Raw genomic sequence first — 12,241 nt, 5'->3', positions numbered from 1 at the left:
AGACAACGCACCTACGAACTGAACAGTTTTTGTAAATCCGGTGAATATATAGAACAAGACTCCGAATTTAAAGGTTAATTATGAGTGTTTCATACAATGTTCCAGAGATTAAAGCACAACTATTGTTGAATTTAAGATCTTGTCTTTCTTACCTTTTCCCCAATGGTACCTTCCATGGTGATGAATTTCGAATAGGTGATGTGCATGGTAACAAAGGAAAAAGTTTAAGAGTAGAACTAAGTGGCAGTAGAGCTGGGTTATGGAATGATTTTGCAGCTGGAGAAGGTGGTGACATTATCGACCTTTGGGCATCTGTACATAGAAAGAATGCAAGGACAGAGTTTCCTGAGGTAATGGCTTCTATAGCTGAGTGGCTCGGAAATAATAAAAAATACATCGAGAAACAGTATGTTGATGAAGACTTCGAGAAATTTATTACCCACAGTTGGAATTATTATGATGAAAATGGTCAGGTGATTGTAAAAGTTTACCGTTCTGACCCTCCCGGAAAGAAAAAAGTATACAAGCCTTTTGATGTTAAGCGAGGCAGATATGGTTCACCAGGAATAAGGCCAATCTACAACATTCCAGAAATCTTAAAGTCTGATAAAATTGTTCTGGTGGAAGGGGAAAAATGTGCAGAAGCGCTGATAGAGAAGGGAATAACTGCAACAACAGCGATGTCTGGAGCAAATGCACCTATTGAGAAAACTGATTGGACTCCGCTAAAAGGTAAACACATTATTATATGGCCAGATAATGATGAAGCAGGTAAGAAATATGCTAAAAATGCTGAAAAAAAGCTTTTAGAAATCGGAGTTGAATCACTTGTTGTTCTTAATATTCCACAAAATAAAACAAAAGGCTGGGATGCTGCAGATTGTGTAGAGGAAGGAATAAATGTTAAAGAATTTTTAGCTTCAACTGCACTTACTACTAATACTCTAAGTACAAAAAGTTTGATTTCATTTTCTGCAAGGCAATACTTTAACGATAAATCACCGATGCCAGAAGATATAGTTGCTCCTCGAATTTTAACTCCAAGTGGACTTTTAGTGTTTGCTGGAGCACCTAAAGTAGGAAAAAGTGACTTTTTAATTTCTTGGCTAATTTACATGGCAGCAGGAGCTCAATTTCTTGATATGGTACCTAAAAGGCCTTTAAGAATCTTTTATCTTCAAACTGAAATTGGCTACCACTATATGCGTGAACGTCTACAGCAACTAAAAATCAATGAAGAACTGCTTGAGATTGCTTTGGATAACTTAGTCATTACACCTCAAACAAAGCTACTCTTAAATGATAATAGTATAGATGAAGTTCTTGGTGAAATAAAAAAATCATTTGGTTCAAATACAGTTGATATTATAGCTATTGATCCACTACGTAACGTTTTTGATGCTGGCGAGAACAGTAGTGAAAATGATAATAATGCTATGCTATTTTTCCTGCAAGAAAGAGTTGAAAAATTGAGAGAGTTAGTTAATCCGAATGCAGGAGTCATTTTAGTACATCACACGAAGAAGATGCAAAAGAAATCATTAGAAGAAGATCCTTTTCAGAGTTTCAGTGGTGCTGGTTCATTAAGAAGCTTTTATACTACGGGAATGATAATGTTTAAGCCAGATGAACGGCAGAGTAGTCGTCAACTGATGTTTGAATTACGTAATGGTCATGCTATTCCATCAAAATGTGTTGATAAAATCGATAACTGCTGGCAAATACTTGATTATGAGTCACAGAGACTGATACATAAAGATTATGGACAAAAATTAGATGCAGAGCGTTCTCGTAGATATGATATTATACTGCAATTAATTTACGACGAGGCGAGAAATAGAGGGAAAGTATATACAATCAATACATTCTGTGAGGTATTTGAAAATAAAGCAGGTCTTGGTAGTAAAAACTCCATTCGTGAACGCATTGATGTTCTTGCTGCAAAAGGTTACATTAAGTTTAACAGGAATGATAAAAATGCTGAAAGAAGTAAATATGGGATACTTTGTGTTGAAGATATGGAAAAGAAAGTTACAAACCAACTAAATAAGGATATTACAGTATATGAGAAGATTTTACCAACCGATTATAAATCGCCAGAATATGGCAGTATTATGCCAGTTGAAGATTCAAACATTTGGCTTTACTATAATTAGATCTCTTCTATATCATCTACAGTAATAAGGTTACTTACGAAGTATATTGATTATTTCAGACTCCAGAACTCTTCAGTCTTGGCAGAATCTGGTGCAGTTTATGAGATCTGGTACTTTCTGGTAGTAAAAAAATGCCAGATTTTCAATGGTTTAATGGTTGACAGATTTCTGAGCTGTAATCTGGTTTAGGTGGCAAAAAGCTTAGGAGTATTGCGGGGTTTTGACCAGTCTCCAGTTTCCAAAATTTCCTATTATTATATAATAATAATATAGTAGTATGACTTTAAAACATACTACTCTGTTCGGTTACTAACCAGTCTACAATAATAAGCTATGGATACGTGTAAAGCTCTCTTTCAAAATTATCTGATAAAAGAAATGAAAGACAATGCTCAGAAAAAACAAATGAACCGTAATTGGGTTTTAAAGCGATTCTACAACCTCAGGGTATAATTCCACCAAGACCTAAGTTACTCACCTAGGGTAGCTTAAAACTTGATTATGAGGCATCTCTAAATTATCTCTTGCTTTAAAGTTTTACTTGTTATAAAAAAAAACCATTGTACCCTATCACGCTTTTTATTCGTTGTAAAACATTTTTTTCAAAAAAGTGAAAAGTTTTTGTAATTTAGGTGAAACAAGAGCTGGTTTTGGAGGTCTTATTGAGATATAACGACTTTTATCTAAAATTCTTAAGTTGAGTCTTTAGGTAATCTCTATAAATAATTTGTAGATGAAGCTAAAGGAAAAAAGTTGCTGCCATAAACATAAGCTACTGAGCTCGTAAACTGCTTAAAATGGAGACAAAGATCTAAATTTATTTATTTACGTCTCCAATTTTATCGCGTATAATGGAGACAAAGATTTGTGTTTTCACTATTTATTGGTAGATAGGGCTTTCTAAAGGGTGGGGGTCTGGTAGAGACTTATGACCTTGAAATCAGCGATTTGGTCTCATAACCATAGTCTCCCCAAAAGAACCGTGCTTGCGGATTTCCCGCACACGGCTCCACAATACAGCGTTCACACTAGTGCTCCTGTGTATAAAGAAACATATACCTTTGGTTTTGGTAATGGATTTACTTTTAAATAGTGTATAAATTGTTCCCAATCGATACTTTTCTTTTGACTACGTCGGTTTATCCACTTAAATGCTAACTTTGTTGCCAGTCGATTGAATTGAATCAAACACCGATAATTTCCGCTAACTCCGAAGTAGCTATAGTGTCCTGTTAGTTTGGCTTTAAGTTTCTGCCACCAATCTTTGAGACAGATACGACTTCGTACCATCTTCAACCACTCTTTGATTTCTTTAATCTTTCTAGCTAGGCTTATTTTTGAAGTTTTCTGCTTCATCATAAGTTTACCATTACGACTTTTTCCACAATAATGTGTAAATCCTAGAAAGTTGAAGCTAGCCGTCCTACGTTTCTCTCTTTCTGCTTGATACCATTCTTTCTTACCAAACTTTACTATTTTTGTTTTATTTTCAGCTATTTCCAATCCAAATTTACTTAGTCTTTGTTTCAGTAATTCTAGAAATTCTTTTGCGTCTTCTTCCCTCTCGCAGCCAACTACAAAATCGTCGCAAAACCTTATTAGCTGTATATATCCTCTGGCTTTTGGCTTAAATTTCTTTTCAAACCATAAGTCCAGCACATAGTGTAAGTATATATTAGCTAATACAGGGCTTACTATACCACCTTGTGGTGTGCCTTGATCGGTTGCTTTGTAACATCCAACTTCGACTATTCCTGCCTTTAGAAATCGTTTTATTAACCACAATAAATTTGGGTCAGCTATTCGTTCCCTTAGACAATTCATTAGCCATTTATGTTGAACATTATCAAAGAACTTCTTGATATCCACTTCTACAATATAGTTAATTGGTTTGTGCATAACTGCTTTATCTAGAGCGTTTATCGCCTGATGACAATTTCTTCCTGGTCGAAATCCATACGAGCTGTCCATAAAGTTTGCTTCATAAATATTTTCTAATATCTTCTTTAGCATTACCTGTACCAACTTTTCTTCTGTTGATGGTATTCCGAGACCGCGTTTTTCCTTGCTTCCAATTTTGGGTATGTATACCCTTTTCACTGGTTGCGGTCGGTATTGCTTTCTCTTCATACTATCCACTAGCGTTCTAAGTTTCTCTTCTAGATTTTCTCCATAAGCTTCCACTGTCACACGATCTATACCGCAAGCCTTGTTGCGTTTTAGTTCCTTGTAACACTCTGCAAGATTCTCTTCATTAATCAAATGAACTAGCGATGTAAATTTTACTCGCTTATCTTGCTTAGCCCTTACTGCTATCTGGTTTAGTTTTCCTTGCATACTCCTCCAATCTCTGTTGTATTGGTATAGCAATCCCTATACCAGTCACTATATTGCTAACCGCTTCCCCTTGTATGTGGCTTTCCCACACTCCGAGTACTATCAGTTAGTCCGACTTCCTTTGCATCTTCCTCCAGTCCTTGCCTTTATTGACTTGTTCCAGAGTACCCTTACAGGAATACAAAGGATCTCCCAAGTTCACGTAAGGTCCATCTCAACACATGACGCGGCCTTCGATCCCGATGGGGTGAGTAATATCTTTCCTTAGCGTTATTACCCATGTTGCCTTCCACCAAATGTAAAGTGTCGGCCCCCATGACGCGTGAATTACGGGACTCAATACCTTCACTTTCGTTGCACCCTATGTTGTCCATTCCATTAGCTTTACTACGCTCGTTACCTTACGCAGCATAATGGTTTGTTCCAGGTTGCTGGCTAAGCTTTACCCGTGTTGGATTTTCACCAACTGTTCCTTACGCACTTCTTGGCGCACACAATTTTTCACCCCCCTTGAAATTAAAATAAAAGCAAGATGTCAAACACAGATAGCTCAACTACAAGCTGGTTTTTGTTGTAGTTATTTTCTCACTTTCTTTACTTGCTTTAATTAATTCATCAAAATCAGATTCATGTCTGTACAACTCTGTACTTTTCGTATTCTCCTTCAGCTAGAGCTTTTGCAACTTCAGCACTAACTTTACCAGCATCTTTAAGCACTTCATAATCATTGAACAATAAAAATGCATCCAACTTTTCAACCCAATTCTACATTTTCATTAGCCGATGCTTTCTTGCTTGAAGTTCCGCATAATCTAGGAAACAATATGATTTAGTTCACTCAACTCTTTTTCAGTCAAGTAGTTTTTTGCAGTACTCACATCACTCTTATGAATTTTGTTGCCAGGACCATCTTTCCATGTAGTTAGCCCCATATTTGGTTTTTTGTGGTCAACTCGAGAATATATTAGCTCTGCTGCAGTCAGGCCATAAATCGCCCAATATAATTTATTCTGTACTTTTGCATAAAATTGTTTTGTTATTTCTGAATTTGGATCATAGTCTGCAGAGCATTCAGCATAAATGTCGGTAATCTTCTGGTAAAACCTACGTTCCGATGCTCGTATTTCCCTGATTTTTTCAAGTAATTCATTGAAGTAGTCTTTGCCAAACTTTGGGCCGTTTTTTAGCCGTTCGCTATCTAATGCAAATCCTTTGATGATGAAATCTCTCAAAATTTTTGTAGCCCATACTCTGAAAGATGTAGCCTTTTTAGAATTAACTCGATAACCAATAGCTATAATTGCATCCAAATTATAAAATTGTGTAGGGTACTGTTTACCATCTTCAGCAGTATTCCGGAAAATCCGGATAACTGAATCTTTATCTAACTCTTGACTAGCAAATATGTTCTGTAAATGCTCACTAATTGTTCTAATATTAACATCAAACAACTCCGCCATTCTTTTTTGTGTAAGCCAAATGTTTTCATCTCGATACAAAACATCAATTCTCACGTCTCCATCTGGAGCTTACTATTACCCACAAATATAAATGTTTGTTGCATAGCTCTTAATGGCATAACTTTTGCTTGAAATAACTGTTTATATGGTGCAATTTACAGCTTTTAGTTGCTAAAATTATAACTCTTAGTTTAATAATTTCAATCTAATAAGCTTTCAAGTTAATAAAATTAAATTATTTGAGTAAATACAATACTATGTTTTTATTTGTGGGTAATAGTAAGCATCTGGAGTTGTATATAATAAAATTTCGTTTTCATTTATTATCATATCTACTCTACCTTACTTCAAGTAGCATATAGGTTATTTGTAAAAAAGACAAGCAACTGTAAAACTCTAAAAATAGGGAACTATCTACTTTATTCTTTAGCTGGTAAGCAGTTTTGAAATTATTTTAACTTTTTTTTTAGAAAATCCCGGAAAAAGTAGAAGAAATCCGGTATATATTAGTATAGGGGCATTGAGTGTAGATGTGCTTCAAACAGAAAAGTTGAAAACAGAAAGCAAAAGAAATTTAGGCTTTTGGTAAGTTACGTAATTGAGAATTTATATTTTTTTAAATAAGGCAAAAACTGTGTTTTAAAGCTAGATGTGACTTTAGGGAAAAAACTATCACTGCTCACCAAAGAACGTCTATAATAGCCTTTAAACTCAAATAAAAGCTATCCTTAGTAATTCTACTGTTACAAAACAAACCTGCAGACAAGTTTAACAAGGTTTTTATCCTTTGCAAAAAAAAGTGAACAGTTTTCGTAATTTTGGTGAATATATATAACAAGAAAACAACTTTCTGCAGTAGCACATAATTCTCGAATTTCCGTTGTTGGACTACAAAAACCTATGAATTTCTAGTGTATTTTGCAGAAACCAGACGATATTTTGGAGTAAGTGCTACTTGTAATTTTAATAATAGCAAATGTCAACCCTAACACTCGATCTCGGCAAGCAAACCGGCTGGGCAATTTTAACAGATGGAGTAATTGAAAGTGGAAGCAAAAGCTTTCATGGTAGCCGTTTTAGCGGAGGTGGCATGTGCTTCTTGAATTTTCGTAATTGGCTTAATTCTTTGAAGGACATTTCTGCAGTGTATTTTGAGGAAGTAAGAAGACATCTAGGAACTGATGCAGCGCATTGCTATGGCGGTTTTCTCGCAGTTCTGTCTGCTTGGTGTGAAGAACATCATGTGCCGTACAAAGGTGTTAATGTTAAAACTATAAAACGCTTTATAACAGGCAAAGGCAATGCAAGTAAGAGTGAAGTTATTGAAGCTGTAAAGGAAAAAGGGTTTTCACCTAAAGATGATAATGAATCTGATGCTTTGGCATTAATGTTCTACGTTATGAATTTCAGTAAAGATATTAATAAGACGAAAAATCCATAAAAAGTGGGTCCTTTCGGCCATATTGGTGGGTTTGGTGGGTCAGACCCCAGGCCTTCTTTAGCGTCAGAGATATTTTGAATATTAACTTTTTAATTATTAAGATATGAATTTAGCAATCCACTACTATCCTGTTGAAAATCTAGTCGAATATGAGCGTAATCCACGTAAGAATGATGACGTAGTAAATAGAATGTGTGCTTCAATCAGGGAATTCGGTTTTCGTATTCCAATAGTTGCAAAAAGCGATGGAACTGTGGTTGATGGTCATTTAAGACTTAAAGCAGCAAGAAAACTTGGTATGGAGAGTATTCCAGTTGTTTTAAGTGATAATTTAAATGAACCACAAACCAAAGCTTTTCGATTACTGGCAAATCAATCAGCTAATTGGGCAAAGTGGGATGATGATCTTTTAAAGGTAGAAATTCAAGAGTTAGAAGATTTGCAGTTTGATCTTAAAATGACTGGATTTGAATTAGAAAAAGTTCAAAACTTTCTTGATGATTTAGATGGTGAAAAAGAAGATCTTTCTGACTTAGTTGTTGATGACAAAAAGGTAGAAATAACAAAGCCAGGTGATCTTTGGATTTTAGGTGATCATCGAATCTATTGTGGTGATAGCTCTGTAGTTGAATCATATAAAGCGCTGTTAGATGATAAAATGGCAGACATTACTGTTTGTGATCCTCCATATAACGTTGATTATGGTAATAGCCAAGACAAAAAGATATTAAATGATAATCAAGGTGAAAAGTATGAGCTTTTTCTCTATGACATCTGTTCCCATATTTTAGCATATACGAAAGGAGCAATTTACATCTGTGCATCATCATCAGAGTTTTCAACGTTGCAAAAAGCATTTGAGGAAGCGGGAGGAAAATGGTCAACATTTATCATTTGGGCAAAGAATCATTTTACGCTAGGCAGGTCTGATTATCAAAGACAATACGAAGCAATGCTCTATGGATGGAAAAGCGGCAATAAACGTGAGTGGCATGGAGGTAGAAATCAAAGTGATCTGTGGTTTTATGATAAGCCAACACACAATACACTACATCCAACGATGAAGCCAGTAGAGCTAATGGAAAGAGCAATAGTTAATAGCAGTAGATCAGGAGATATCGTACTTGATCCATTTAGCGGCTCTGGAAGTACACTGATTGCATGCGAGAGAACAGGAAGAATTTGTAGGACAATAGAGCTAGATTCAAAATTTGTAGATGTAACTATAAAACGTTGGCAAATATATACCGGAAGAGATGCCATTTTAGCCGGTACTGGTAAAACTTTTGCAGAAATTCAAGGAGAAAAACAGTAGGAAAAAAGTGAAAATTACACAAACAGAATGGGCAAGAGAGATAGGAGTATCAAAGCAATATGTCTGTTATTTAGTAAAAAAAGGAATAGTTGAGTTGGAGGATGGTTTGATCAATAGAGAACAAGCAAATGAAGCAGTAGCGGCAATAAGAGATCCAAGTCAGCCACTTAGGAGGAAAAATCCAGAAAACGAAAATACAAGTAACCTTTCCACGATGTTGCTAAAAACTCGAATAAAAAATGAAATGGAACGAGGTAAACTTCTTGAGGCAAAAGCTAGGGCTGAGATAGGAGAACTTGTAGCAGTAGAAGAAGTAAAGCGCGATGCATTTAATGTAGCAAGAGTTGTCTGTAATAATTTACTTAATATTCCAAATAGAGTTTCAGCATTGCTTGCATCACTGAGTGACACTGAAAAGATTCATATGGCGCTAACTGAAGAGATTACAAACTCATTACAAGAATTATCTAATACTAAATTTCAAATATAAGAAAGATTTTGAATATAAAATGGCTGATAACTTAAGTTTAGAGTTAATAAAGTGTCTCATTAATCAACCTGGATTAGATGTAAATATTAGAGGATTAAACGGAAAAACCCCACTACATTGCGCTATAGAGTTTGATGAATTAAGTATGGTAGATCTGTTACTCACGAAAAAGAACATTAATCCTTTTATAGAAGATAATGATGGTAAAACATCTCTTGATTACGCCAAAGAAGGGAAAAAAGCAGAAATATTACAAGCGCTAATCAACAATAAATATGGATCAGAGCAAGATAGTTTACTTCATTTAGCTGCAATGATAGGTGAAGTTAATGCAGTTAGATATTTGATAGGAAAAGGTGTTGACGTTAATGTACGAAATGCTCTGCATCATACGCCATTACATCTAGCAGCAGGCATAGGACATGCAGAAGTTGTAAAGATTTTGATAAGAGAAGGAAACGCTGAAATAGATGTCTTTGATGTACGAAATCAGACACCAATGCACTATGCAGTTAATAATAAAAAGTTGGAGATAGTAAAGTTACTGCTAAAGCTAGGAGCGGATGTAAATAGTGCACGCATGGGACAAAACTCAATGAAATTGTCACCTGTGCATATAGCTGTAAGTAATACTAATTATGATGAAAGAGATTTATGTTTGGATATCCTCAAATGCTTAATAAAGGAGCCTAATGCTCAAGTTAATTTACAAGACTACGAAAATAAAACACCACTACATTACGCTGAAAGACTTAAAACAATAGAAGTTTTACTAACGCGAGAAGATATAGATCCATTGGTAAAAGACGATAGCGGTAAGACACCATTTGATTACGCTAAACCTGAGATAAAGAAGGCTTTGATGAGTAATAAATACGGTTCTGAAAAGAATAGTCTACTCCATTTAGCTGCACAAAGAGGAGAAATTGAGCTTGTAGATGCAATCTTAAAGGAAGAAATTGATATTGATATTTCAAATAATAAAAATCTACCGCCGGTTTACCTTGCTGCAGAAAAAGGGCATTTACATGTAGTAAAGTTATTGCTGAAAAAAGGAGCAAATTATAAACCTGTTTTGCATTTAGCAATCAAGTCAAATAATTTAGAATTACTTAAAGTTTTATTTAATGAAAAAAATGGAGCGTTACTCTGCAGAGATACCGTTGTTAATTTTCCAACCCTTCATAATAAATATATAGCACAGAGAGAAATAGCAGATAAAAGGATGAAAAAACATAATAATATTATCTGCATCTGTATTACAGTTAGCGCAGTAGCAATGGCAGCATATATAGGTTTAACAGCAGCAACAATAAGCAGTGCAATCATTTTTGCAACAATAACAGGGATATTTGCGCTTGTTATAGCAATAATGATAAGTGAGATGAGCAAAAGATATATAGAAAACGAATTTCAGAAAAAGATGTTTATGGAATTGGAAGAGTGTAGTTCTACTGTTAATGATGTTGAGATAGAACCAGTTATGAGTAGATGCAGATAATGATATACGCCACATCTTTTTCTGAAGGTTTAAAACCAGATCCAGAGCTTAAAGTATCAGAGTGGGCGAATGAGTATCGAGTTTTAGCGCCAACTGCAGCATCAGAGCCAGGTAAATGGAGAACAGAAAGAACTCCTTATTTAAAAGAAATTATGGATTCACTTTCTCCGTCCTCACCAGCAGAAAAAGTAGTATTCATGAAAGGAGCGCAGATTGGAGGAACAGAAGCTGGCAACAATTGGATTGGCTATATCATAGACCAGATACCAGGTCCAATGCTGGTAGTACAGCCAACAGTTGAAATGCGAAAGCGTTGGTCGAAGGGAAGATTTGCACCATTAATAGAGAGTACACCATGTTTAAAGAGTAAAGTAAAAGACCCAAGATCAAGAGACTCAGGCAATACTGTACAAAGTAAGGAATTTCCAGGTGGAATAGTAGTAATAACTGGAGCAAACAGCAGTGTAGGCCTCCGATCTATGCCAGTAAAGTATCTCTTTCTTGATGAGATTGATGCGTATCCAGGAGATTCAGGAGGAGAAGGAGATCCAGTACTGCTTAGTATTGCTCGAACTAACACTTTTGCACGGCGAAAGATTTTTTTAGTATCAACACCAACGATTCATGGAATAAGTAGAATTGAGAAGGAATTTGAAGCAACAGATAAGAGATATTTTTTTGTTCCATGTCCTTATTGTAATTATTACCAAATATTAAAATGGTCACAAATAAAATGGGAAGATAAAAATCCAAATACAGCACACTATATATGTATAGAATGTGGTAAAAAGATAGAAAATCATCAAAAGACAGAGATGCTTGAACGTGGAGAATGGAGGCCTACTAATAGAGTAAAAGGTGAGAAAAAAGGATTTCATCTTTCAAGTCTTTATAGTCCAGTAGGCTGGTATAGTTGGCAACAAGCAGTAGAAGATTTTCTGCATGCAAAAGAAAGTGAACAATTACTGAAAGTTTGGATAAATACCACACTTGGAGAAACTTGGGTAGATAAAGGAGAAGTACCAGACTGGAAGCAATTATTTAACCGAAGAGAATTTTTTCAGATTGGCACAGTACCAAGGAGAGAAGTGGTACTTACTGCAGGAGTAGATGTCCAAAAAGATCGTTTAGAAGTAGAAGTTGTAGCATGGGGAAAAAGTCGTGAAAATTGGTCAATAGACTACCGAGTATTTGAAGGAGATACAGGAGGTGGAGAAGTATGGAAAAAGCTTTCGGAGCTCCTCAATCATCATTTTATCGGTGAAAATGGGCTTGAATATATGATAAGTATGATGGCAGTTGATGCAGGATATGCAACACAGGAAGTATACAATTGGGTAAGAGGTCATCAGTGCTTTGGGAAAGTAATGGCAGTGAAAGGTGTAAATAAAGCCTTAGTACCACTTAGCAGCCCAAGTAGAGTAGATATAACAGTTGGTGGTCAAAAGCTGAAAAGAGGTATAAAGCTCTGGCCAGTAGGAGTATCGATATTAAAGTCAGAGCTTTTTCAATTACTTAATGTTTTAAAAGAAGGTGAAGAA

At 35.5% G+C, this 12,241-nt stretch carries 9 protein-coding genes; 6 read left to right on the top strand and 3 right to left on the bottom strand.

Features of this window, described 5'->3' with window-relative positions:
- The first annotated feature begins 80 nt into the window (after positions 1–80).
- A complete protein-coding gene (locus tag OM967_RS01225) occupies positions 81–2,156 on the top strand; it encodes an AAA family ATPase (RefSeq protein WP_264337402.1) in 2,076 nt (691 codons plus the stop codon).
- Between the two features lie 1,023 nt (positions 2,157–3,179).
- On the opposite strand, the gene ltrA is transcribed toward OM967_RS01225, so the two are convergent.
- From ltrA to OM967_RS01210, 3 genes are all read right to left on the bottom strand, one after another.
- Positions 3,180–4,493, bottom strand: a complete 1,314-nt coding sequence (gene ltrA, locus OM967_RS01220) for a group II intron reverse transcriptase/maturase (protein WP_264337348.1) — start codon at positions 4,491–4,493, stop codon at positions 3,180–3,182.
- A gap of 627 nt (positions 4,494–5,120) precedes the next feature.
- Complete coding sequence (locus OM967_RS08175; RefSeq protein WP_264337405.1) at positions 5,121–5,243, bottom strand: hypothetical protein; 123 nt, start codon at positions 5,241–5,243, stop codon at positions 5,121–5,123.
- 62 nt (positions 5,244–5,305) lie between these two features.
- Entirely contained in the window at positions 5,306–6,007 is a 702-nt protein-coding gene (locus OM967_RS01210; RefSeq protein WP_264337406.1) for a virulence RhuM family protein, read from the bottom strand.
- Positions 6,008–6,929: 922 nt separating this feature from the next.
- Here OM967_RS01210 and OM967_RS01205 point away from each other — a divergent pair.
- The 5 genes from OM967_RS01205 to OM967_RS01185 all read left to right on the top strand — a co-directional run.
- Complete coding sequence (locus OM967_RS01205; RefSeq protein WP_264337421.1) at positions 6,930–7,394, top strand: crossover junction endodeoxyribonuclease RuvC; 465 nt, start codon at positions 6,930–6,932, stop codon at positions 7,392–7,394.
- Positions 7,395–7,497: 103 nt separating this feature from the next.
- Positions 7,498–8,709, top strand: a complete 1,212-nt coding sequence (locus tag OM967_RS01200; RefSeq protein WP_264337420.1) for a DNA modification methylase — start codon at positions 7,498–7,500, stop codon at positions 8,707–8,709.
- A gap of 7 nt (positions 8,710–8,716) precedes the next feature.
- On the top strand, positions 8,717–9,199 hold the full coding sequence (locus OM967_RS01195) for a hypothetical protein (protein ID WP_264337419.1): 483 nt from the start codon (positions 8,717–8,719) through the stop codon (positions 9,197–9,199).
- Positions 9,200–9,218: 19 nt separating this feature from the next.
- The gene (locus tag OM967_RS01190; RefSeq protein ID WP_264337417.1) at positions 9,219–10,700 is read left to right on the top strand and encodes an ankyrin repeat domain-containing protein; all 1,482 of its coding nucleotides are present in this window, start codon (positions 9,219–9,221) and stop codon (positions 10,698–10,700) included.
- Positions 10,700–12,241 (top strand): phage terminase large subunit family protein (locus tag OM967_RS01185; RefSeq protein ID WP_264337416.1); only part of this gene is annotated, 1,542 nt, incomplete at its 3' end. The genes OM967_RS01190 and OM967_RS01185, both read left to right, overlap by 1 nt.

It is taken from the genome of Wolbachia endosymbiont (group B) of Dolichovespula media (genome assembly GCF_947179505.1).
Taxonomy (GTDB): domain Bacteria; phylum Pseudomonadota; class Alphaproteobacteria; order Rickettsiales; family Anaplasmataceae; genus Wolbachia.
The sequence above is the reverse complement of the archived record's forward strand: the minus strand, read 5'-3'. Positions and strand labels throughout refer to the sequence as shown.

Bases quoted from the DNA above. Each gene is read 5' to 3' on its own strand.
- OM967_RS01225 (WP_264337402.1), top strand. From the start codon at position 81: ATGAGTGTTTCATACAATGTTCCAGAGATTAAAGCACAACTATTGTTG.
- ltrA (WP_264337348.1), bottom strand. From the start codon at position 4,493: ATGCAAGGAAAACTAAACCAGATAGCAGTAAGGGCTAAGCAAGATAAG.
- OM967_RS01205 (WP_264337421.1), top strand. From the start codon at position 6,930: ATGTCAACCCTAACACTCGATCTCGGCAAGCAAACCGGCTGGGCAATT.
- OM967_RS01200 (WP_264337420.1), top strand. From the start codon at position 7,498: ATGAATTTAGCAATCCACTACTATCCTGTTGAAAATCTAGTCGAATAT.
- OM967_RS01190 (WP_264337417.1), top strand. From the start codon at position 9,219: ATGGCTGATAACTTAAGTTTAGAGTTAATAAAGTGTCTCATTAATCAA.